The 23,707-nt window shown below is 46.6% G+C and carries 22 protein-coding genes; 10 read left to right on the forward strand and 12 right to left on the reverse strand.

Annotated features, from left to right (window positions below):
* Nucleotides 1-91: 91 nt before the first annotated feature.
* Nucleotides 92-1,117, forward strand: coding sequence for an HlyD family secretion protein (locus tag ACWPOD_RS07680; protein ID WP_167427164.1), 1,026 nt, complete (start codon nucleotides 92-94; stop codon nucleotides 1,115-1,117).
* Nucleotides 1,114-2,604: an MDR family MFS transporter gene (locus ACWPOD_RS07685; protein WP_167427165.1), complete on the forward strand. Its 1,491-nt coding sequence runs from the start codon at nucleotides 1,114-1,116 to the stop codon at nucleotides 2,602-2,604. Before ACWPOD_RS07680 ends, ACWPOD_RS07685 begins: the two co-directional genes overlap by 4 nt.
* Before the next feature lie 96 nt (nucleotides 2,605-2,700).
* Here the strand turns inward: ACWPOD_RS07685 and ACWPOD_RS07690 are convergent, their stop codons facing one another.
* Nucleotides 2,701-2,946: a Rho-binding antiterminator gene (locus ACWPOD_RS07690; protein WP_005460845.1), complete on the reverse strand. Its 246-nt coding sequence runs from the start codon at nucleotides 2,944-2,946 to the stop codon at nucleotides 2,701-2,703.
* Nucleotides 2,947-3,126: 180 nt separating this feature from the next.
* Here ACWPOD_RS07690 and ACWPOD_RS07695 point away from each other — a divergent pair, with 180 nt between their 5' ends.
* The 3 genes from ACWPOD_RS07695 (at nucleotide 3,127) to ygjK (ending at nucleotide 8,292) form a co-directional block, all read left to right on the forward strand.
* Nucleotides 3,127-4,263 carry an MBL fold metallo-hydrolase gene (locus ACWPOD_RS07695; RefSeq protein ID WP_104972990.1) on the forward strand — a complete coding sequence of 379 codons (1,137 nt, stop codon included), beginning with the start codon at nucleotides 3,127-3,129 and terminating at the stop codon, nucleotides 4,261-4,263.
* A 455-nt stretch (nucleotides 4,264-4,718) separates the two neighbouring features.
* Nucleotides 4,719-5,486, forward strand: a complete 768-nt coding sequence (locus tag ACWPOD_RS07700) for a transcriptional regulator (RefSeq protein WP_167427166.1) — start codon at nucleotides 4,719-4,721, stop codon at nucleotides 5,484-5,486.
* A gap of 115 nt (nucleotides 5,487-5,601) precedes the next feature.
* Nucleotides 5,602-8,292, forward strand: a complete 2,691-nt coding sequence (gene ygjK / locus ACWPOD_RS07705) for an alpha-glucosidase (protein ID WP_140134294.1) — start codon at nucleotides 5,602-5,604, stop codon at nucleotides 8,290-8,292.
* Nucleotides 8,293-8,425: 133 nt separating this feature from the next.
* On the opposite strand, the gene ACWPOD_RS07710 is transcribed toward ygjK, so the two are convergent.
* From ACWPOD_RS07710 to ACWPOD_RS07725, 4 genes are all read right to left on the reverse strand, one after another.
* Entirely contained in the window at nucleotides 8,426-8,938 is a 513-nt protein-coding gene (locus ACWPOD_RS07710) for an O-acetyl-ADP-ribose deacetylase (protein WP_046875590.1), read from the reverse strand.
* Between the two features lie 58 nt (nucleotides 8,939-8,996).
* A complete protein-coding gene (locus ACWPOD_RS07715) occupies nucleotides 8,997-9,422 on the reverse strand; it encodes a VOC family protein (RefSeq protein WP_005391937.1) in 426 nt (141 codons plus the stop codon).
* 154 nt (nucleotides 9,423-9,576) lie between these two features.
* Nucleotides 9,577-10,419, reverse strand: a complete 843-nt coding sequence (locus ACWPOD_RS07720) for a LysR family transcriptional regulator (RefSeq protein WP_203485384.1) — start codon at nucleotides 10,417-10,419, stop codon at nucleotides 9,577-9,579.
* A 151-nt stretch (nucleotides 10,420-10,570) separates the two neighbouring features.
* Complete coding sequence (locus ACWPOD_RS07725; RefSeq protein WP_203534194.1) at nucleotides 10,571-11,878, reverse strand: DUF1254 domain-containing protein; 1,308 nt, start codon at nucleotides 11,876-11,878, stop codon at nucleotides 10,571-10,573.
* 141 nt (nucleotides 11,879-12,019) lie between these two features.
* Between ACWPOD_RS07725 and ACWPOD_RS07730 the strand changes: the two genes are divergently transcribed.
* Complete coding sequence (locus ACWPOD_RS07730; RefSeq protein ID WP_456231743.1) at nucleotides 12,020-12,934, forward strand: LysR family transcriptional regulator; 915 nt, start codon at nucleotides 12,020-12,022, stop codon at nucleotides 12,932-12,934.
* 72 nt (nucleotides 12,935-13,006) lie between these two features.
* Here ACWPOD_RS07730 and ACWPOD_RS07735 read toward each other — a convergent pair whose 3' ends face one another.
* The 5 genes from ACWPOD_RS07735 to ACWPOD_RS07755 form a co-directional block, all read right to left on the reverse strand.
* Nucleotides 13,007-13,492, reverse strand: a complete 486-nt coding sequence (locus tag ACWPOD_RS07735; RefSeq protein ID WP_025588940.1) for a VOC family protein — start codon at nucleotides 13,490-13,492, stop codon at nucleotides 13,007-13,009.
* Nucleotides 13,493-13,630: 138 nt separating this feature from the next.
* A complete protein-coding gene (locus ACWPOD_RS07740) occupies nucleotides 13,631-13,948 on the reverse strand; it encodes a DUF4144 domain-containing protein (RefSeq protein ID WP_024702302.1) in 318 nt (105 codons plus the stop codon).
* 96 nt (nucleotides 13,949-14,044) lie between these two features.
* Complete coding sequence (locus tag ACWPOD_RS07745) at nucleotides 14,045-14,755, reverse strand: HAD family hydrolase (protein ID WP_456231744.1); 711 nt, start codon at nucleotides 14,753-14,755, stop codon at nucleotides 14,045-14,047.
* Between the two features lie 25 nt (nucleotides 14,756-14,780).
* Nucleotides 14,781-15,317 (reverse strand): DUF924 family protein, encoded by a 537-nt coding sequence (locus ACWPOD_RS07750; protein WP_029838629.1) that lies wholly within the window; start codon nucleotides 15,315-15,317, stop codon nucleotides 14,781-14,783.
* Nucleotides 15,318-15,382: 65 nt separating this feature from the next.
* Complete coding sequence (locus tag ACWPOD_RS07755; RefSeq protein WP_419454464.1) at nucleotides 15,383-17,230, reverse strand: M3 family metallopeptidase; 1,848 nt, start codon at nucleotides 17,228-17,230, stop codon at nucleotides 15,383-15,385.
* A 231-nt stretch (nucleotides 17,231-17,461) separates the two neighbouring features.
* Here ACWPOD_RS07755 and ACWPOD_RS07760 point away from each other — a divergent pair, with 231 nt between their 5' ends.
* The gene (locus ACWPOD_RS07760; RefSeq protein ID WP_456231745.1) at nucleotides 17,462-17,824 is read left to right on the forward strand and encodes a hypothetical protein; all 363 of its coding nucleotides are present in this window, start codon (nucleotides 17,462-17,464) and stop codon (nucleotides 17,822-17,824) included.
* 69 nt (nucleotides 17,825-17,893) lie between these two features.
* Here the strand turns inward: ACWPOD_RS07760 and ACWPOD_RS07765 are convergent, their stop codons facing one another.
* On the reverse strand, nucleotides 17,894-18,067 hold the full coding sequence (locus tag ACWPOD_RS07765; RefSeq protein ID WP_005391896.1) for a hypothetical protein: 174 nt from the start codon (nucleotides 18,065-18,067) through the stop codon (nucleotides 17,894-17,896).
* Nucleotides 18,068-18,301: 234 nt separating this feature from the next.
* Here ACWPOD_RS07765 and ACWPOD_RS07770 point away from each other — a divergent pair, with 234 nt between their 5' ends.
* The 3 genes from ACWPOD_RS07770 (at nucleotide 18,302) to ACWPOD_RS07780 (ending at nucleotide 22,108) form a co-directional block, all read left to right on the forward strand.
* Nucleotides 18,302-19,444, forward strand: a complete 1,143-nt coding sequence (locus ACWPOD_RS07770; RefSeq protein WP_005460816.1) for a sugar diacid recognition domain-containing protein — start codon at nucleotides 18,302-18,304, stop codon at nucleotides 19,442-19,444.
* Between the two features lie 158 nt (nucleotides 19,445-19,602).
* A complete protein-coding gene (locus ACWPOD_RS07775) occupies nucleotides 19,603-20,955 on the forward strand; it encodes a GntP family permease (protein ID WP_258497718.1) in 1,353 nt (450 codons plus the stop codon).
* Between the two features lie 16 nt (nucleotides 20,956-20,971).
* The gene (locus tag ACWPOD_RS07780) at nucleotides 20,972-22,108 is read left to right on the forward strand and encodes a glycerate kinase (protein ID WP_456231746.1); all 1,137 of its coding nucleotides are present in this window, start codon (nucleotides 20,972-20,974) and stop codon (nucleotides 22,106-22,108) included.
* A 96-nt stretch (nucleotides 22,109-22,204) separates the two neighbouring features.
* Here the strand turns inward: ACWPOD_RS07780 and ACWPOD_RS07785 are convergent, their stop codons facing one another.
* On the reverse strand, nucleotides 22,205-23,641 hold the full coding sequence (locus ACWPOD_RS07785) for an aminotransferase-like domain-containing protein (protein WP_456231747.1): 1,437 nt from the start codon (nucleotides 23,639-23,641) through the stop codon (nucleotides 22,205-22,207).
* Nucleotides 23,642-23,707: the final 66 nt, after the last annotated feature.

A 23,707-nucleotide genomic window follows, 5' to 3' on the forward strand; every position in this document is an offset into this window, starting at 1 on the left:
AAAATTGGATCTTTACCTTGCAGATCATTTTATTGTCGGAAGATCGAAAAGTCCTACACTGATCACATAATTGAACAAGTGGACAATATAAATGAGCGGCGACATAGCGAAGCATTCTTCCTCCAGATCTAAGCTGGTAAAAACTCTTTTCTTTACTCTCTGTGTTATCGCATTTGGTGCGATGTATTGGTCTTGGCAGTATTCAGACAGTCATCCAAGCACGGAAGATGCCTACGTTAGGGCAAAAATTTTGTCGGTAGCGCCTCAAGTAAAAGGCCAAGTGGTTTCTGTGGATGTCAAAGATTTCCAATCTGTTAACAAAGGTGACCTACTGCTGAAGATAGATTCACGTCCATATTTGTTGGCAGTGAAGCAAGCAAAAGCGGCATACCAATTGGCGGTCCAGCAACATGACGTTGCCGATAAGCAGGTAACTGAAGCCGTTGCGGGCTTAGATGCGGCGCGCTCTAACCTGACAGAAGCGCAAGTAGAATACAAACGTACGGATTCCTTGGTGAAACGCAAACTGGCCTCGGACCAAGATTTAGATACGGCGAAAAACAAACTTGCCAATGCCCAAGCGAGTCTGGAGCAAGCGCGCGCGACGGTAGAAAAAGCCATTGCGAACCGTGGTGAAGAAGGCGCAGAGGCTGCGGTTGTTCAACAAGCGGCAGCACAGTTAGCGCAAGCGGAGCTGAACTTGAGCTACACCGACATTACGTCACCAGTGGATGGCATTGCCGGTGAGATCAATACGCACGTAGGCTCGGTCGTTAGCGTGGGTCAAACGCTGTTCCCTGTGATTTTAAAAGATAGCTATTGGGTACGCGCGAATTTTAAAGAAACCGATCTTACTCACATTAAACCTGGCATGCATGCGGATGTGGTGATTGATATGTACCCAGACGTGGTGTGGAAAGCAACGGTAGAACAGCTATCACCTGCGAGTGGTACGTCGTTCTCCTTGATGCCACCAGAAAACGCAACGGGTAACTGGGTTAAAATCAAACAGCGTTTCCCTGTACGTTTGGCATTAGAAGTACCGGCTCATGCGCCGCAACTTCGCGTGGGTGCGAGCTCAGAAGTCACCATTGATTTGCAAAGTAGCGTGCAATGAACCATCAAATTACGGCAGACAAACGGGGGATTGCCACCGTCGCCGTGATGCTTTCTGCCATCATGGTGTTAATCGATATGACCGTTGCGAACGTGTCGCTATCGCACATGATGGGCGCGTTGGGCGCAACAGCAGACCAAATTACGTGGGTGCTGACGGGTTACAGCATGGCGGAAGCGATCTTCATTCCGATGACCAGTTTCTGGGTGTCGCGCTTTGGTGAACGCAAAGTCATGCTGGTTGCTGTGATCGGTTTTGTGATTGCCAGTGCGCTTTGTGGGCAAGCACAGTCTCTTGAAGAGATGGTGCTATTTCGCATTATCCAAGGCGCTTTCGGCGCGTCGGTGATTCCATTGGCGCAGTCGACGTTAGTGCAGATCTATCCGTATGAGCAAAAAGGCAAAGCGATGGCGATTTTCTCCATCGGCATTTTGCTTGGTCCTATTTTGGGCCCAGTTGTAGGTGGTGTGATCACCGACAACATTAACTGGCGCTGGATTTTTTACATCAACTTGCCATTCGGTTTGATCTGTACCTCTTTGATTTATCGCTATATCCATATCGACAACAAATCCAAACCTAACTTTGACTGGTGGATCATCGGTTACATGGCGTTAGGTGTGGGCGCGTTGCAGTTTGTGTTGGATAAAGGTAACGAAGAAGACTGGCTCAACTCACGCATGATTCAGACGGCGATATTGCTCGCGGTCATGGGATTGGTCATGTGGATCCATCGCAGTTGGAAAACCAAAAGCCCAATAGCGCCATTATGGCTGCTTAAAGACCGAAATCTTATGGTCTCGTCGCTGATGATTGCTGTGGTGTCGATGGCGATGTTTGGTCTGACGACTCAACAACCGATGTTGTTGGAAAGCTTGCTGAATTATCCGGTCTCAACCACTGGCTTGTTAATGGCACCGCGTGGATTGGCGTCAGCGGCGATGTTGATTTTGGTGATTAAACTCAATCCGCAATTCGATCCCAGAATCAAAATAGTCTTTGGCTTGAGCTGCATCGGGATTGGTAGTTATTTGATGACGCAATACTCACTGCAGATCGATACATTTTGGATTGTGATGCCGAGTATGATTCAGGGCATGGGGCTTGGTTTAACCTTCTCGACGCTGTCCACCTTGGCGTATTTAACGATTCCGAAAGAGCAATCTGTCGCGGCGGCGAGCATTTACAATCTGTTCCGTACCATTGGTAGTTCGTTTGGTATTTCTATCGCCACCACGTTCCAATATCGAGATAGTCAGCAGCAATGGCATGCGCTGGGAGAGGGTATTAATCCTTATAACCCCAACTTGCATGACTGGGCGGCCAATCAGGGGCTTTCCATTACTGACCCGGTTGCGTTAGACCAATACCAACAGATGTTGCAGCAGCAATCGCAAATGGTCGCGTTTGTGCACACCTTCCAGCTTGTGGGAGTGATGTTCGTGATCATGATGCCGATGCTAGTTTTCATCCGGTCGCGTGAATAACAACAAGTTCAGGTGAACCGTGTAAGAGAACGCCTCTCAAGTTGTGTCAGCTTGAGAGGCGTTTTTTATTGGACGGCGTCAGTGAAAGAAGAACGTTTACTCAAACGTCACTTCGTCAAAATGCGGATTGGCTTTGAGCGCGCGCATTGCGACTAATTGTTCAGTCGGGAAAGCGGTGTGCTCACCATCCATATCTAAAAACAAGCACTCTTGTCGCTGCATGTCGTAGCCTGTGTCGAACGCGTTGCCCTGATGAGTTTCACCATTTTTTAGTGTGATCTCGATAGGGAGCTTAAACATACAGGCGATTTCAATAAAATCGTATTGGCTGCAAGTCACCATAGTTTTCTCCTTTCAAACCGACGCAGTATTCAGAAGGTTTGAGAACCGTATCCTTAAATAGAAGACGTTTGATTGAAACTGAATCTTCATCTTACACCTCATTTTGGTCACGAAATAGACATACACGCACGTTTTAATAAACCTACTGTTGAGCGTTCGCAAGCGAGACAAAACAACGATATGTCTGAGACGATACTTAAGCGCACATACCTAACGAGTGAACAAAAGACACAAAAGCCAAGTTCACTGATTCCGCCTCAAACCTACCATGCGCAGTTGGCGCACCGTGTTCACCACTCGCCTCAATTTGAAAACGGCCGCGTTAAAAACGAGATGCCAAATGTCCCTAGTCCGCAATCGTTCTGGCAGGTTTGTTGGAGTTATCTTGGTGGTAGAACACCGTTGAGTCCTAACGAACATCTGCCACATTCCCCAATTCAACCCACGCAGTTTGCGCAGCGAAGTGAATCGATGCGCCTTACTTGGCTGGGCCATTCCACTATGCTGGTGGAGGTCGATGGCATTCGAATTCTGACCGATCCGGTATTTGATTACGCTTCTCCGTTCATCGCAAAAGCGTGGTTTGAACGCAATATTCCCAATACTCACGCCAGAGATTGTTTGCCGATTCCTGAAATTATCGTGATTTCGCACGATCATTACGACCATTTAGAAGCGTCGACCATACGTTTCTACGCCGATAAACCCGTGACGTTTTATGTGCCCTTAGGGGTTGGCAAGCATCTGATAAAATGGGGCGTTTGCGCAGACAACATCGTGGAATTCGATTGGTGGGATAGCGTGCACTATGCTGGAATCGAACTGATTTGTACGCCCGCTAACCATAATTCGGGTCGTACTTATTTCGATAAAAACTCGACCTTGTGGGCTTCTTGGGTCATCAAAGGCAAAGAAGAGACGCTCTATTTTAGTGGCGATTCAGCTTACGATTCGCACTTTTCTGAGATCGCACAGCGATGTGGGCCAATCGACATTGCCTGTTTGGAAGTGGCTGCCGATGTGAAAGACCAAGGTTATCCGGTCGAAAACTGGGGGCACATGCAGGCTCATCATACCGTGCAAGCGTTTCGCGATTTAAATGCGAAAAAACTGTTGCCAGTACATTGGGCTACATACGAACTGTTTACTCACCGCTGGGACGAACCGATTTTAGATTTGCTTACCCATTGTCAAAAAGAACATATAACGCTGCTGACGCCAATGCCGGGGGAGAGTTTTTACGTTCATCAAGAACATATAAATAAACAATGGTGGCGAGAAAAAGAAATATGTGAGCCAGATATAATTTTTACTTAATAACATGATCTTACTTCAATAATTATTTTATAAATTAACCTTGTTATTTTCAGAATATAACAAGGTTTTTACTGGTCATTGAAATTCAAAATTTCCATAGGTTCACTTTCCAATTGTGATCTCACGCTTTTATAAATCGATTGGTGTCATTTTTTGATACTTTTCATATGAAAATTTGCGCTCTTATCAGAAAAGTTTTAGTAAAAATCTTTGCCATCTTAATTTTACTCTTCAAAACAATTATACTGACTATTATCTTGATAAGCCCATAGAGCAATGTCCATAACTTGTTCAGATTGGGTAAAATACATCCAGTTAAAGAAAAGTAAAAAATTTAATGGATAAGATATGTTTTACGCCAACAAGATAGAATATTGAGACCAAAATCACAAGAGTAGGACTCTCTTGAATTTATCATCATGGATGCTGAATAAATAAAATACAGGCATTGTTAGATGAATAATTCTGCAACGTATTTACTTGCTGCTTTACGAGAAAAAATAAAAGAAAAAGGCATTGGATATTCCGAGCTTTCTATTGGACTTGGAATCCCGCTTTCTACTATAAAAAGGCAGCTTCACAATACGTCTCTTGGTTTAGATAAAATCTTGTTGTACGCCACGCACCTTGATACGGATTTGGTTGAGTTATCCATGCGAGGTAAGCAGCTGCAGCAAGAGAGTGAACAGTTTATCACCGACACCAACAGTGAGATTTTCCATCAATATCCTCACTTATTTGATTTTCTTTATCTTTTGCGTCGACCTGAGTGGTCTTTAGAAGAGATCGCTCGGAGATACCAGCTGAGTGATACTTCCGTTGCGCTCTATTTACGTGCACTAGAAATGATGGATTACATTGAACTGAAAGGGGATAAACACTATCAATTTAAAGATACAGGCCGCTTTATTTTTGAAGAAGGTTCAAATTTAGACTCGCTATTTGCACAGCGCTTTCGTGAAGAAGTGTTTAGCCACGATATTCGACCTCCAATTTGTGTTGGACGTATTGCGATTACCGAAGAACAAGAAGAAAAACTGGCAAATGAAGTGTACAACAAATTAATTGAGTTTGATGTTCAAAATAAAACCAGTGAAAACAGTCAACGCCTAAAAAACGTTTTACTCACTTTTACACCTGGTAATCAGATATTTTTGGCTGACACAATTCCGAATATTAATGGCGATTTATTAAAATCCATCACTGTCGCTAAAGAAAAATAAAAGAATAATTATCGGAAGCTTGTGCTTATTTAGTGCGAGCCGGGCTTCTGCACACTAAAAACACTCATTTATATAAATGAGAATATAAAAATAACGTAAATAATAGGGAAAAAGTATGTTTAAAAAGAGCACACTTGCCATTCTGATCGGGGCTACTATTTCGCTTGTTGGATGTGGTTCCAATGATAAAACTGAAATCCGTTTACCACAGGCGCCAACGTCAGAATTTACTAACGTGATTGATCGCACTGGTAATCCAACTTACCTGCGTGATTACGACAGTTATTCGAACCTGAAGTACAATGCACTCACGGACAACGGCGCGTGGCATGGCCATTTGCTACCTGAAGATGCGGCGGGTTATGGCGCTTTCGGCGGTATTATGCAAGTGACGCAAGAGTACGCGCATTTTATGTCTGGCCAAACGTTCGACAAGCTCACGTTGACCGACAAAGTGAGTGGCCAAACTTACGATTTATCGAACGCAGAAGCGAAAGTCTATTCCATTCCAGGTGCGTTAGTGCAGGTGTTGGACTTGGACGATATTCACGTGCAAATGGTGCTGCGCTTCGTGACTGACCGCTCTTCGCTGGTGGAAACGCTCATCACTAACAAAACTGATCGTGATATGAACTTGGCGTTGGAGTGGGACGGCGAGTTGGTGAAATACGCGCTGTCGACGCGCAAAGACCAAACCGTGGCGCAGTACTACCCAGATTACAAGCGCCAGATTTCGACCATCGAAAACGGCATTAAAATTAACTTTAGCGAGATGAAAGACAACTGGGCGATCCGTAATGACCGCGATGCCGAGTTCCGCATTACTCGTTCTCTACCGACGAAGACGTTCACCAACGAAACCTCATTCAGTTCTACCGCGGAGATGAGCCTACCAGCTGAGCAAACATCGGCGGTTTATACGGCGTATTCTAACCTGCACAATGCGAAAGAAGTGCAGTTAGAATCGTTGAAATTGCAAGATGTATTGGCGAATCCAACTCAATACATGGAAGCGTCGAAAGCGCGTTGGGACGGCTATTTAGCGAATGGTCTTATCAACAAAGAAGCGACAGCAGACCAAGCTCGCGTAGCGGTAAAAGCGATGGAGACCCTAAACGGTAACTGGCGCTCTGCGGCGGGCGACATTGAACAAGCGACAGTCACGCCATCGGTCACTGCGCGTTGGTTCTCTGGTAACTTAACATGGCCGTGGGATTCGTGGAAACAAGCGTACGCGATGGCGCATTTCAACCCAGATGTTGCGATGGACAACATTCGCACGGTATTCCAAGAGCAAGTTCAAGCTGATGACAAGATTCGTCCGCAAGACAAAGGCTACTTGCTGGATGTATTGACGTACACCAAACCTGTTAGTCGTGGTGGTGCTGGCTCTGAAAACTGGAACGAACGCAATACGAAACCATCGTTGGCGGCATGGTCTGTGATGGAGGTGTATCACGCTCTCGTGAACCAGTTTGATCGCCCAGAAGACGCGCAAAAATTCATTGATGAAATGTATCCGAAGTTGGTGGCATACCACGATTGGTGGCTATCAAACCGCGACCACAACCAAAATGGTGTGCCTGAATACGGCGCGGCAGTGGACCCAGCACACAACACGGAAGAAGGCGTGATGTACGTTTGGGTAGAAACGCGCGATCCTAACTTCACGACCATTATTCCTGCAGAAGACATCATCGAGCAAAACGGCAATTCTTATAAAGTAAAAGGCATGGCGTCTTACAATAAGATTCTCGATAAAGTGGATTACATGACGATTCACGTTGGCGCACAAGAAGCGGCGGGCTGGGAATCGGGCATGGATAACGCGGCTCGTTTTGGCTTTATCTACAACATCCACAATATGAATTCGCAAGCTGAAGACATCAGCAATCCAGACAGAAATGTGGATCAACTTGGTCGCTACGCGGCAAGTGCGTACGGCTTTGATAACAGCATCAAGCTGGAAGGCGAAGAGTGGGTGTACAGCAACACGTCAGCGGAAAACTTAGCGAAACTCGATCTAGCGAAGAAAGATTGGGAAGTTCGTTTTGCAGAAAACCGCACCAACAATAACGCTGCGGACGGCGAGCTGCTTGGCTTCTCTATGCTGCAAGAATCGGTGGATCAAGCCTCTTACATGTACTCAGACAACAAATACTTAGCGGAAATGGCGAAGTTGGTGTCCGATGGCGTAGAAGGTAAAGATCGAGCGCAAGAATTCCTAAATGGCGCGGAAAAAATCAAGACGTACATTAACCAATGTATGTTTGATGAAAGTACAGGATTTTTCTACGACATTCACTTAAATGTGGCTGAAGATGGCACTACTCCTGCGCCTCTTGCAAATGGCTGTGCGGGTTTGCCGATTGTAGAGCGTGGACGTGGCCCTGAAGGTTGGTCGCCGCTGTTTAATGGTGCAGCAACGCAAGAGCATGCCGATAAAGTGATCGCGGTGATGCGTGATCAAGACGAGTTCAACACGCCAGATAAATTCCAAGGAACGGGAGTACCTTTGCCGACCGCATCGCAAACCAACCCTGCTTACGGTAAAGATGTGTACTGGCGTGGTCGCGTGTGGCTAGACCAAGTGTACTTTGGCTTCCGTGCAATGGAAAACTACGGCTACAAAGAAGAAGCGATTGCAATGGCGAATGAGTTGTTTAACAACGCAGAAGGTATGACGGGTGACATGCCAATCCGTGAAAACTACAACCCAGAGACGGGCGCGGTACAAGGTGCGTCGAACTTCTCTTGGTCTGCGGCGCATTTGTACATGATGTACAACGGATTCTTCAAAAACTAGATCGCACACATTAGGCGCTTTGGATGACCCCCCTAGCATTCGTAGCGCTTAACGAACGATAATTCAGTGATAAATAAGACAAACCGGACTGTATTGGCAGTCCGGTTTTTTTATGTCTCTTGTCACACAGATTTTAGTGCTGGGTCAGGGCGCGTTGCCAAATCGAAAGCATCTCTTCACTAAACAAGTAAAAGCGCATGTCGAGTGCCGCGTATTCCGGTCTTTGGCAAACGGCCATCGCGACTTCTGCTGCTTCTTGGGGCGGGTAACCATACACTCCGCAAGAAATCGCAGGCAGTGCCACACTTTGGCAATGCTTGTCGAGCGCGAGATCCAGCGAACGTTGATATGCAGATTCCAACACCGCTTTTGGATCGGCGAATTTATCGTAAATCGGGCCAACGGCATGAATGACGTAACGCGCGTTTAAATTGCCAGCCTCAGTAATGCGTGCGTCACCAAACGGGCATCGAATACCGTCGACATCATCAACGGCATAACACGCATTGATAAGCGCAGGCCCTGCTGCGCGATGAATGGCACCATCGACGCCACCTCCGCCGAGCATTCTCGGGTTTGCTGCATTCACGATGGCATCGACATGTGCGGTGGTGATGTCGCCTTGGACTAACGAGATCGCGTTCATTTTTTGAGCCTTCTACAATGATGAGAAACAAATGGTCAGGAACACAGTTAAGTGTAGCTTACTCATCAATCACTTGAGGTTTTAACTCGACGACATTTCCTTCCGGATCATGTATATAGAGTGATCTACCGAACCCTTGTGCGCCATACCGCTTCGCAAACTCTTCGGTTTCAATGCCGTTCGAACGCAGATATTCAAGTATTTCATTTTCGGAAAAAGGCGCTAGTTGCAGGCAAAAATGGTCAATATTACGACCATTTTGAACTGGTGGCTTTCCGCCAAGTTGCCCTAACTCGCTGTCCACCGTCACCACATCAATCAATGCGTTACCAGCCCTGAGCTGGGTTAAACCAAGCTCCATTACTTCGCGCTCGACAGGGCAGCCCAAAATATCTCGATAGAAATGCAACATGGCGTCGAGGTTGCACGTTCTTAGCACAACATGATCAAGTGCTTGGATTGCGATTGGGTTGTTGGTGGGCATGCTTCACTCCTTTTGTGCGGTTATGGAAAAGTATACGACCTGAACGTCCATATTGATCGTTAAGCCATTTTTAACATATGCGCATTTAGTCATAAAGAGTGCGTTTAAGAAGAGAGAAAGAGTTTTTGGCGAAACGCCTTGATGTGCGACCGAGTCAGGCGTTTAGGCCTGTAGCAAATTGGTCACGCGCCCAAGCTCGCAAACATTGATGGGAAGTGCTGGATTCATCTCGTTTATGGAAAATCAGTTTATAGCTGACTGGCTCGGAAAACATTGGAGTTTGAATGACTTGCAGATTCAAAGCCGATTGCCATTTCTGCGCCAAAGACAGGGGAAGCACGCCTAAGCAATCGTGTTTCGCTACATAGAGCATCATGCCAGAGAGCGATGTTGTCATCATTTCCACATCACGCTCTTGCAGCCCTGGCTGGTGAACTTCGGTGTCGCTAACTGGGAAGTCTTCGTCTCCGACAAACCGACAGTGCTTTTCAGAATAAAACTGTTCTTGTTCGATTTTTCCTACGATACGTGGGTGATCTTGACGACAAATCACCACCATTGGCTCTTCAAAAATTGATTCACTGATAAACGATGGGTCATGAATGGTCGTTGGGCTAATAATCAAATCGATCTGTTTAAGTCGTAGATCATTCAATAACGAAGGTAAATCCGTATCGGCGCAAATGCTGATCGTGTTGGTTGGTGTGATGCGGTGGAGCAGCGCTTCGTTACAGCTCAGGCGGAAAGTGCTTTGATCGGAAATGGCATCATTGATCATCGCAAACGCCTGATGAAATTTAGGTAGCAACTGATGCGCTACAGAAGTGAGTTTGATTTGTCGCCCATCCTTCACAAATAACGATTTGTTGGTTTCTTTTTCCAAACGCTTCATGGATGCGCTAATCGCTGGCTGAGTTAGCCCTAGGTGCTCTGCGGCGCGAGAGTAAGATTGATATTCAGCAACAATTAAAAAGGTTTGGATTAGATTAAAATCCATACGATACCTAAATAAAAATAATCACTAGATTCAGTGGGCGTCTCTTTGATTTTTGGGCTAGATGTTCGCCCTAGGCACCCACCTTGAAATAAGCCTCCTTAACGCACTTACGAGCTAAGGAGGCGACAGAGTAGTGGTTCGTTAAAACGAATTATTTAACTACTTTGATTTCAGGCATTTGATACTCACCACTTTGGATTGCATCGTCTGCGCCGTAAAAACGCATGATGGCGTAGAACGGTTTTTCAGGTACTGGCAAGAAGTTTGGATCGTCTGCTCGGTCTTTCTCGTTCGCACTCATGTAAATGGTGTAGTAACCGTCTTTGTCCGCTTTCATGGTTCGGTCGCCACGGCTGTGACGGTTTAGGTCGTTTTTCGCCATCAAACGGTTGTCGTTGCCGTAAATAGTAACAGACCAGAATTCGCTGACGTTCGGCGCTTTAAAGCGCATCACGTAATCATGCTTCGAACCATCCAGTTTTTGACCAGTGCTGTCGAAATCTGATTTACGGTAAGACGCTTCGATAGGTGGTAAACCCCACTGACCAAGGTAAGTACCTTCTGCAAAAATATCGCGTGGCGCATCACCCAAGGTATCGCGTGTACCAAGCAACGTACGAGCATCTGTCATTTTAGGTGCAAGTTCGACGAGGTGTTCCATGCCTTTCTTCTCACCAACTTTTGCCAGTTTTAGCTGCTCAGGTGTGAAGTCAGTTTTGCATGGTTCAACGCCGATAGATTGGTATTTGTCCAACCACTGTTTGTCTGCATTGCCCATCGAGCCATCACATAGCACGAAGTTCACGCGTTCAAGCCATGTTGAATTTTTTGGATCTGGATACGTTCTTTGTACTGGTTTTGGCCCGTTCTTACCTAAATATTCCGATAGGGTACGAATGTTCCATTGGTCCATGTAGTTAAGCGCGACTTTCGCATCTTCGTCATTCACTGCCATGATGCGACCCATCAGCTTCACAAGGTTGCTGTCTACGCGAACCACTTCGTCGACAGAAGCTGGCACTTCTCCTTGCCAATCTTGTGCTGCAAACATGAACTGGCCGCCTTTTGTGCCGCGAGTACGAGAACTGAACGCTGCGTTGGTGTAGTGGCCCATGTCCATTGTATGCAAGATCCAGTAACGGCCTTCATCCATATCAGGCACGCTCACAATGACAGGTTCTGCAGCAACATCTAACCAGCCCATAAGGTGAAGCGTATCGTTATTAATGGTTGGGTGAGCAGTGTAAGAGTCATCAGCTAGAGCACGAATATTCTGAAAGCGGTTGAGCGGATAGTTGTTTTCTACCGCCGTGTGATAGAAAAACTTATACGCTTCATCAATAGAGTAGCCGTAGATATAAGCATCTTCTGCAAGATCAACATTGGTGTTAGCCGCAAATACAGGGCTGGCACCTAGCGCTGATAATCCCAATAGAGTAACGAGTAATTTTTGTTTCATGGCTGGTTTCATCCATTTGGTTGTGAGGATATGTTTCCAGCTAAGCTTAGTCGTTAACCCGTTTATTACAGAAATGAATTGTGAGTATTTAGTCTATATCAAAAGTGATATACTTTGAGAAAAGCTAAAGAGATAATGTTGATGAACTTTGATTACAATTTGCTCAAGGTGCTTGCAGTGATTCTTGAAACACGTAACACCACAACGGCTGCGGAGCGTTTGTGCACCAGCCAGCCTGCTGTGAGCCGAAGCTTGCGTAAAATTCGGGATTTGTTTAACGACGACATTTTCGTGCGTAAGGGCACCAATATGGAGCTCACGCCGAAAGCCGAAGAGATCAAAGCGCAGCTTTCTGGGATCATCAACGACATCGACAAGCTGGTGAATGTTTCTCATAGTTTTGATCCTGCGACCGAAAGCAGTGTTCTGCGTGTTGCGATCAACTCGTCCATTGCACAATGGTTTTCTGCCGCGTTTACTCAGCTGCTAGCCAAAGAAGCGCCGTTTATGAACTTGGTGATCGAAGACTGGACGGAAACCACGCCAGACAAAATTGATGCGGGTAAAATCGCTTTTGGTATCAACTATTTCCCTATGGAGTTGCCGAAACATCTGGTTCAGAAAAAAGGTGGGCGGGACGACTTTGCTCTGGCCTGCCGCGCGACGCATCCGCATGGTGGCAAACGCATGCATTTGGATGACATTTCAGAGTACGCGTACGCGGTTCACATCATCCAACATTGGAATGAAAAAGAAGATCACATCTCGCGCTTATTACAGCCTTTTTCAGTTGTCCCAAGAATTCAACTGCGTACCACGCACATCAACACCATTTTGAATTTGGTTGCGGATAGCGATGTGCTGTTTCCTTGTTCGCGTCACTTGATCAATCAGTTAGATAAGCGTTTTTCTTTTATCGAATTTGATGACGCGCTGCCGAAATTAGAGGGTAACTTCGGTTACGTTTACAGCGTAAAGCGCCGTAATGATCCGTTGATATTGTGGGTTAACAATACCGTTGAATCGTTGATGAAGTCGTTAGGCATTGAGTCGTAACAATGGTTGGTGAAACGGTTTGAACAACCGGGTTCAATAACGCACTGATCCCGGTTGTATTACTTGATGTAATTACTCGTATTCAGAAGCGTAAGTTTCTTCATAAGTGTGCGAGTAAAGCTCGAACAGGTTGCCGAATGGGTCTTCTAGATAAACCATTTTCGCAGGCTTGTTATCGTCTTCTGGGTGGTAACGCATGATGTCCATACGAACTTTGCCACCCAACGCTTCAGTGCGCTTGATTGCACTTTCAAAGTCGTCTGTCTGCAAACAGAAATGGAAGATACCGATGCGAGAAAAATCCACTTCATGGCGCTCTTGACGCTCTTTCATTTCAAATAACTCAAGTCCGATGCCATCGCTTGTCACTAGATGCGCAATGTTGAAGCCTTTAAAGCCCTCACCAAAGACTGCAATACACATTCTGCCAATTGCGGTTTCGCGTTCTTCAATCACTTTCGTGTTGCCCATAACGACTTTTAGACCAAGCGCTTGCGTGTAAAACTCAACCGCTTTATCCATATCTCCGACCATAATACCGACATGATTCATTTTCATTTGTTTGCTCCCAACATGTGTGCTTAAACGTTGTTTTGTTTCGATGTGGGAGAGTATATGGCGCGGTTTTAATTACATGAAATTATCATAAATTATAAAAATAATAATTTTATGTAATCAACATGAGCCAAGTTCGAGTTAATTGGCTAATGCCTCAACTGCTTGCTGTACCGAGGTGAAGTGTATTTTGATGATGCACCTTTGTGCGAGACAAAACTCATGCGACTGGATGAGTGACGTAACTTCCTCGACGGACAGAGTGCGTTCTTCCGGTTGTAAAACGGTGGTGTTCGAATCGTTGTATTGCAACCCGAACGTGTTGCCATTTGAGTCAATTACGTAATCATCTGGCCCCAAAATGAGCGCTTCGCATTCGGAATCAAGATCGGCATGAGAACGCAAATAGATAAGTTCATCGTCGCCATCGAGTTTCAATAAACATGGCCATGTAACCATGGGGCCTCCAGTGTAGTGGCTAAAATTGTTTCAATGTCTGAAAGGGCAAGGTGAGCGCTGGCATTCAAGGTGTTGACCTTAAACCGCAGTCAAAAATTACGTGTGTTGAGCAATAATCGAAAACAGCTCGTCAACCGTTCTTGCCACGTAATCTGGTTGCACGCTCCAATGCTCTGGCATTGCGCCGCTGTACGCTGCTGCAACGGCAATCACTTTACTTTGGCCACCCAACTGCTGTTCGATGTTGCGTGCGAATTGCGTGTCGGCTTCATGGTCACCGATGTACATCAGCTGTCTATTTTCTGCGTGACCAAAAATCGACTCAACGCATTTGATGCCACTGTACGCATCGGGCTTTTGGTGTCCGTTCGAGACGTCATCATACCCGACGACGGATTTAAACGGCGCGCTGATGCCGTTGTCGGACAGCACTCGACGAATATTGCTTTGTGAGTTTTGAGAGCAAATGCCGTGAGGCAGCTGCGCAAACTCTTTAATAACGCCATCAATGCCTTCAAACAGGGTTACTGGTGTTTGGTTTTTCTCTTGATGCTCTGCCCATAAACCGCCAGCTTTTAGCATTTCATCATGGGACATGCCGTAGTAATCCACGTACAGCTCTTGCCAGTTTTTCGCCGCGTGGTTTGCGTAGTGATAGTTGGCTTCTGAATGGAGATATTTCGGTAAATTATTGCCAGTTAAATGCGGGGCAACGATGGATAAGATCGCTTTGGTGATGTCGATGTTTTTCGGTACAGAGTTTACGAGTGTCCCATCGTAATCCCACAATATGGCGTCTAATTTCATTCAACGTTCTCGTTGTTATTGATGGTTAAAAGCTGGAGCCGGGTTGCTGCAAAAATGCTAACTCTTCAGGAGTGCTTTCTCTACCCAAGATGGCGTTGCGATGTGGGTAACGTCCAAATTGGTCGATGATGGCTTTGTGTTTTAGCTCAAAATCGTAGTTATTTTCAAGCCCTGATGCGCGAAACAATTTCTCAGCTTCGACATGAATGAGGCGAGATTCACTGTGCATAAACGGCATGTACAAAAAGCTTAGCTGCTCAGGCGCTAATTCTTGATCGTGTCCTAACCGAATTGCTTCTTGAGCCAATGCTAATGCGAGCGGGTCTTGCGCAAACGCTTTTGGGGTGTTGCGATACACATTACGTGAAAACTGGTCGAGGACGATGATTTCGGCCAATCGTCCTTGTGCGCTGTCACGCCAATTAAACAGTTCACAACGAGCGGCTTGTTCTAGTACCGAGGCAAATCGTGACGCAATATGTTTGTCCAGTTCTGGGTTGCTTTCAAACCAGTTTTGAGGCGTTAGCTCCTCGAACCAGAACTTGATGATTTGTTGATGCATGGCGCTTCCTTTTGTTGTGCCTTAATAGTAAAAAGCCAGAAGCGTGGCTTCTGGCTCTTGGCGTGTTATCGACCGTAAGTCTCTATGATGTAACGTTCAAAATCGTCACACATTTGTTCGTCAGAGATGGCGTTGCTTGCCAGTTCTTTACTGCCGTCGACGACTTTAATCGTCGCGTTCAGTGAAGCGACTGGTGCTCGTTCTCGCGTTGCAAGTGAGTCGATTTTCTTCTGCTGTACTTCCCACGCTTGCTCTGGCGATAGATTACATACATCTGCCAAGTACTTAGCATTGAACCCCTCGCCAGTCAGGCTGAAAATGGTTTCGTTGTGCGATAAGTGATTGCCTGCGTGCCAGTAGTGTTTTGCCAACAGTGGGCCAATTTCTGGGTTATCCGTCAGGTAGCCAAACTTCTCAAGGAAGTATGCGCGGGTCTGATACACCGCCATGTGCGCGAGTAGATAACCTTGATACGCACAAGCCGCTTCGTCGGATAGCAAATGTGGAATCGCCATCAGTGGGCGAGGGCTGCATTCCAAACCAAGGATCTGTTTTTCACAATCGCGAGCCAGCTTAGTGATGCGCTCTGGTGTTAACTCATCATCGCTCAGTTGATATAACGCGCGCTCAAAGTAAGGTACAACCAAGATGCTACGTTCTTCATAAGCTTTGAATGGCTGACGACTGTTGATCATCGCTTGAATAATCTCATCAGGCACAGAATTCCCTTCATCATCCAGTGCGTACTGTTTTAGCCAATCGGCATCGGTTAACAGGCTGTCACAGAACATCGACTGAGTTTCTGCATAAGCCATTGACGTCGGCGCAAACTCCTGCGAGAAACAAGGCGCGTTCATTTTTACGTTCGCAAAGTGTGCTGCGTGGCCGCCTTCGTGGAACAGCGTGTTAATGCCATCGTAGCCGCTGCCCACTTGGTCTGGTTTGGCATTGCTGGTGAAGTTCACCTGCGCTGCGACCCATTCGCCTTGATTGTAGAAAGAAGGGATAGGGCCGTGGCAGAACCCGTTCGGGTACTTACCTTTGCGGTCTAATAAATCAAGCGTTAGCGTCGCGCCAGAGTAATCAATATTCAGACGACCAAACGATTCTACCCAGCGTCTCAGAGATTTAGAGAACGGCACGTATGGGTCAAGGTCACGCATGACGTCACCCGCGAACGAGTAAACAAAGTTGAAGCCAGTGAGTGCGCTTGCGCCTTTCTCTTTCGCCAAGTTTTCTAAGCTGTTTAGGTGCGCATCTCGCGTGCGTTGTTCGAAATCTTCCAAAATCTCGAATAGCTGCTCAGAGCTCATCTTTTCCGTTTTTTGCACGGAGTAATCAAAGAAGGTCGCATAACCCAGTGAGCGAGCGAACTGGTTGCGCAGTTTGATCAGTTCTATAAAGCCGTTTTGCAGTAGCCATTGTTCAAGGTTCAGCAACGCTTGATGAGCCGATTGGCGAACTTCTTCATGATTGCTGGTGCGAATGGTTGAGCTCAATACTGGCAGTGAACCTTCCACTTGCTTGCCGTTTTCATCGGTAAACGTTTGTACGTGGTTCTGTTTTTTCTCGAACAGCTCAGCTTCAAAGGCAATGAGCTGATTTTTCAACGCTTGTGCCTTTTCGCCCTCGATTGCGTGAGATTCAAACATCGCCAGCCAACCAGAAAGACCCGTAATGGTTTGCTGTTTCTCTTGTGGGTCGGTAATTGAGTCCGCGGCTTCAAGCTGTTGTTTGATGGCAGTAATTTGCTCGGCGTTGCTCAAAAAGCTTGTCCACGCCGTTTGTGCTTGCGTCGAGCCATCATGGTCATCGCTGATCCCCATGTAAGTTTCCCAAAAGAAATCTTCTTTGGTGCGGTGAATCGCGAGGTAACGTTGATTGAGGTCGTTGAGATAATCCGTTGCGGTCATTTTGATCCTTCAAATGGTTTCGTTATGTAGACAGTTGATTATTGCACGCTTGGCCGCGAGAAAGGAGCGACAATCTCATTTGTCGATTTTGCATCGCGTAAACGTGATTTTACTATTTGTTTACATTTTAAATGGTTAGTAGGTTATTTGTTGTGGCGCGCCTTACGTTTGGGCGCTGATGGTATACAATTTATAAAATTTCTTGTTGCAGTCGTACAAAGCGGAAACGAAATGATAAATAAAGCAAAAGTAACGTTGCTGACGCTAGGAGTGGTTTTAGCGGGATGTTCGTCAGTGACGGCTCCTAAAAAGGATGCCATTGAGAACATTCAACAAAAGTGCTCCGTAATTTTAAGCAGTGATGTTTCAGGTGAACAGCGCTGGCAGACATACAACGGCTTGCTTGTAGAATATGCTGTGCATGGCATTAAAACTCAGGCGCAGTTAGAACGCTTTGAAGCGTTTGTGCAGCGAGTACAAAATGATGAATCTGGACAGTTAGTTACCGAGCTGATTGAAGTCACCGATTGGGGATGCTCAAACGGCAATTACCTTGAAGATATGGGCTTGTTTATTCAAGAAGTTCAAAAGTAAAAAACCGAGCGTTAAGTCGCTCGGTTTTTCTGTTTATGGAGCGCTTTGTGCGCTGGCCCGTCAGGACGTTTACTCCTCTGGGTACTCGCCCATACCTTGCGTTTTACCTTCCGCTTTCCAATGCTCACCGGGGTCAAATGCTTCATCGCATAAATCTACGGTGTAGCCCATTTCTGTGATTTCCTTTAATGTGAGGTTATCTGCAATTTTTGCGACTTCACCCGATTTATTACGTAATTCCATGTTGTTTCCTCCTCTGTAGGTAGACGAGCGGTATCGATGCACAGTGACGAATGCATCGGTGACCTTTGTTTTAAGTATATAACTCTCAGCTCAAAATGAGGGTTTAATCCATTTTTATCGTGTGGTTAATTGAGTAATGCTTTGAGCTGCTTCAGTTATTTTTAACTGTATCGTCGCGACAGTTGGCTATTTGTGATTTATTGAATGATTAAATTGTCAATCTGGAAAATCGAAATGGTTATTCTCGACCACTCCCTAGCACAGCAAATTGTCGATCGAACCATGTCCATCATTGGTCACAACGTAAATGTGATGAACTCCGCAGGCATCATCATTGGCAGTGGCGATCCCAAACGCGTTGGGCAAGTGCATGATGGCGCGGTATTGGCGTTGAATCACGGCGATTCGCTAGAGCTGAATGAGCAGCAATGTTTGACGTTGCAGGGTGTCAAACCCGGAATCAATATGCTGTTGAAATTGCATGGAGACGTGGTCGGTATTGTTGGTGTCACAGGCGAGCCCGAGAAAATTCGAGATTTCGCCAAACTGGTTAAAATGACCGCTGAACTAACAATCGAGCAAGCTGCGCTGGTGGAAAAATTTCAGTGGGACAGACGTCATCGTGAAGAGTTTATTCTGGCTTGGATCAATGGCAAATTGACCGATGAAGAGCTGAAAGATTGGGCGATGCGTCTTTCTATCGATGTTACTCAACCACGGGTGGCAACGGTGATTGAAGTCTCGACGCCGTCCGCCTCTAAAAGCATGAAGAGTGTGCGCAATATTGTTGAGTTGCTTGAATACCCAGAGCGTAACAACCTAGTTGCGATTGTCTCAGTGAATGAAATTGTGGTGCTGAAACCGTGTCATTCCGCCAAGCAATGGGATAGCCAAATCGAAAGTGAACGCATTGATAAGTTGATGTCGCGTTTAAGCGATCACGATTCGCATACGTTTCACATTGCGCTAGGGCAGTTGTTTAATGAACCTAAAGATGTCGCGTTGTCATACCAAAGCGCAAAGCAGGTATTAGCCATTGGCAAGCAGTTCTACCCAGAGAAACGTAAGTACCTGTTCGATGAACTTCGTTTGCCTGTGCTGTTAGCGCCGTTGGCGGATATTTGGCAAGGTGAACAAATTATTGATGGCGTGAAACGGTTGAAAGAGAAAGACAAATCTGGGCAATTACTGAAAACCCTAGATGCGTTGTTTGAATGCAATGGCAATGTGACGGAATGCTCTAAAATGCTGTTTATTCACCGGAACACTCTGCGTTATCGGTTAGAAAAAATCACCGAGATAACAGGGCTGCCAACCACCAATTTTGTGGGGTTAGCGGAGCTTTATATTGCGACTCGGCTCTCAAAAATGGCGTGATATTGTGCATTTGCACAATACGCGTCATTTTTTGACCACATCATTTGTCACTCCGCCTAAAGGAATTCGAAAGCAAACGATTAATAATTCATGCGTCCCTACATGTTGAGTGAGCCAACACGGACTCGCTCAGCAAAATAAGAATAAATGGAGTTATCATGAACCTTATATTAATCCTGCTCGGGGTGATCGCATTTATTGTGCTCACGACCACCAAATTCAAATTACATCCCTTTTTAGCGCTGATCATCGCGGCGTTCCTTGCGGCATTTGCTTACGGCTTACCGGCAGATAGCATTGCCAAAACCATTGCTTCTGGCTTTGGCGGCATCCTTGGTTACATTGGCTTGGTTATCGTTTTAGGTACCATCATCGGTGTTATTTTGGAGAAAAGTGGTGCGGCGATCACCATGGCCGATACGGTTATTAAAGTGTTGGGTGAGCGTTTCCCAACATTGACTATGAGCATCATCGGTTACATCGTTTCTGTTCCGGTATTTTGTGATTCAGGCTTTGTCATTCTGAACTCGCTCAAAGAATCACTCGCGAAGCGTTTAAAAACCTCAAGCGTTGCGATGAGTGTAGCGTTGGCTACTGGCCTATACGCGACGCACACGTTTGTGCCGCCAACTCCTGGCCCGATTGCCGCTGCGGGTAACTTAGGCCTGGAATCTAACCTTGGTTTAGTGATTGGTGTGGGTGTGTTTGTTGCAGCGGTTGCGGCGTTAGCGGGTATGCTGTGGGCGAACCGATTCCAACATGTTGAACCAGATGGCATTGAAGCCGCAGATGAAATTCAGCAAGACTGGCAAGCACTCAAAGCGTCTTACGGCAAATTGCCAACGGCGAGCCAAGCATTCGCTCCTATTTTTGTTCCTATCTTATTGATCTGTTTTGGCTCTATCGCGAAATTCCCAAGCTTACCGTTGGGCGAAGGTTTTGTGTTTGATGTTCTGACTTTCTTAGGACAGCCACTAACGGCATTGGTGATTGGCCTGTTCCTTTCTGTTCGCTTACTCAAGTCAGACAACAAGATTGAAGAATTTGGCGAGCGAATCAGCCAAGGTATTACGGCTGCTGCGCCTATTCTTTTGATTACCGGTGCGGGTGGTGCATTTGGCGCGGTATTAAAAGCCACGCCGCTAGGTGAATACTTAGGTACGACGCTATCGGCGCTGGGCGTGGGTATTTTCATGCCATTTATCGTTGCGGCTGCGCTAAAATCGGCGCAAGGTTCATCAACGGTTGCATTGGTGACCACATCGGCTTTGGTTGCGCCTATGCTTACGCAATTGGGGCTCGATTCAGAAATGGGCCGCGTATTAACGGTGATGGCGATCGGTGCAGGTGCGATGACGGTTTCTCATGCAAACGACAGTTTCTTCTGGGTAGTTTCGCAGTTTAGTCGCATGTCGGTGGGCTTAGCGTACCGCGCGCAAACCATGGCTACGCTCGTTCAAGGTGTCACGGCAATGGCATTGGTGTACATTTTGAGCCTCGTTCTCTTATAAGTCTCTGGAAATACGTATGAAAGTGGTAATTGCACCTGATTCATTTAAAGAAAGCTTAACCGCCAAACAAGTGAGCGAGGCGATCAAAACGGGTCTTGCTCGCGTATGGCATGATGCTGAGCTTGTTACGGTTCCGGTCGCAGACGGTGGCGAAGGCACGGTTCAATCTTTGATTGATGCAACTCAAGGCGAACAAGTCTTCACAACGGTGACCGCGCCATTAGGGAATGATGTTGAAGCGTTTTATGGCATCCTCGGCGACGGCGAAACCGCGGTTATTGAAATGGCGGAGGCCAGTGGGCTGCACCTTGTGCCGAGTGACGCTCGCGACCCAAAACTGACCAGTAGCATTGGTACCGGACAGCTGATCAAACACGCGCTAGACCGCGGTATTCAACGCTTAATCATTGGTTTGGGCGGCAGCGCTACTAATGATGGTGGCGTGGGCATGTTGACCGCGTTAGGGGTAACGTTTCTTGATGAATCTGGTCATGCAATTACCCCAAATGGAGGCGGGTTAGCGGCGCTTGCCTCCATCGATATTTCTGGTCTTGACCCACGTTTAGCAACTTGTGAAGTGTTGGTAGCATGCGATGTTGACAACCCACTCTGTGGCGACAAAGGCGCGTCGGCTATCTTTGGCCCGCAAAAGGGAGCGACGACGTCAGACGTCGCTCTACTCGATAACGCATTGCGCAAGTTTGGCGAGTTGACGGAACAAGCGACGGGTAAGCACGTACTGACGCGTGAAGGCGCAGGTGCTGCTGGTGGTATGGGGGCGGCCTTGCTCGGGTACACGCCGGCACGTTTGCAACCGGGAATTGAGATTGTGCTTGAAACGGTCAAGCTTGCTCAGCATGTTGCGGATGCGGATATTGTATTCACAGGCGAGGGTCGAATCGATCATCAAACCGCACATGGCAAAACGCCGATGGGCGTTGCTCAGGTGGCTAAGCAGTGTAATTTACCAGTCATTGCATTAGCAGGCTGTGTGGGCGACAACTATCAGGCGGTTTATGAGTGCGGCATTGATGCGGTGTTTGCTTGTGTACCAAGGGCGATGAGCTTACCTGAGGCCATGAAAGAGGCCGACGTCAACGTTGCCAATTTAGCCGAAAACGTCGCGAGAATGTGGCAAATTAAGTCGCACTGAGGGCGATAACGATACGAGAAAACTCCACCTTTGCGTGGAGTTTTTTGTTGTTACCAGTCTACGTATGCGGGCATAAGTTCATTTATTAAGAGCGAGTTAACAGACATGCTTTGCTATCAACTTTGCCAGTGTTTGCATCGCGTGACTCCAATCGGTTTCACTACCAAAGTTTGCCACGCTGAGGCGCACGCAATGTCGATATTGCCCTTGAGTGCCAAATACGGTACCGGGAAGTAGGCTGATTCTGTGTTGATTACACGCTTGATACAACGCATAGCTGTCCGTTTCTTTGGGCAGGCGCAACCAAAGCAAGAACGAACCTTGCACGGCGTTGATCTGGTATCGATTTTTTAGAGATTCGTATTCATCCAAGTATTGATGAAGCATCTGGATAAATCGGCGCATGTTGTTTTGATAAACCCGACCCATTCGCGCAGTATGCGTTCGATACTTACCGGACGTTAGAAACGTTGCCACGGCTGATTGCATTAGGTTCAAACTGCCCATGTTTTCACACAGTAGATATTGCTCAATTTGATCTCGATATCGCCCCGCTAACATCCAACCAATTCTCAAACGCGAATCGAGCGTTTTGGATAACGAATTCACGTAAATTACGCGTTGCTTGTCATCGAGCAAGCTCAAGCTTGATAATGGTTTGTCATAACCTAACCCGCCAAACACATCGTCTTCGATAATAGGAATATTGCCAGATGCCAAGAGCAATTGCTGGCGCTTTTCTAGCGGCATCATGGCACCAGTTGGATTGGTGAAGTTTGGCGTTACGATGATCGCTTTTATGTCCCATGTCGCCATTGCTTTTGCTAAGGCTTCGGGGCACATACCGTCGCGTGGGCAACTCGGAATTTCCACCACTTTGAGGCCGAGTGATTCTAGCATCAATAAGTTGCCAAAATAGCAAGGGGACTCCACCGCGACGATATCGCCTTTTTGTGTCGTTGCGCGCAGCGCTAGGCTAATGGCTTGTTGCGCGCCGTGCGTCACCATGATCTCATCCAACTTGGCTGGCGTGCCCAAATCTTGTGTGATTTTCGCCAGTTGTTTGATTAAGAGGTGATCACCGGGTGGCAATTGGTAATGGCTCGGTACATGCGTTTGCTGGCGGCTGTGGCGGCCAATCTCGGCGTACAAGCTTTTGATCGCGGGGGAATCAATATTTGGGTGGGCAGAGCCAGCGGGCAAACGCTCTTGGTATTCAGGGTACGTGAGGATTTCTTTGCAGATCGAGAGCAAATCCACGCGAGTCGGATCCGGAATTGAGCGAGAAGTCGGCAAGGCGACTTTAACTCGATAACCCGATTTGGGAACCGAGTAAACCAAGTTTTGTGCTTCCAGCTCTTGATACGCACGAATCACGGTATTTTTACTGACGTTTAATTCTTGGCTCAACGAGCGAATGGAGGGCAGTCGATCATCCGCCTGATAAACGCCACCATTGATGGCTTGTTTAAGGTGCTTTTCCACCACGAGGTACTTATTCCCTTCACCGCTTTCCAATAAATCTGTACCCATAAAAACACTTCCATCTGTCACTTTTTGAAAACACTGTACCTAATTACATTAACAGTATCTCAAAAC

This window comes from Vibrio sp. JZG120 (assembly GCF_053890955.1).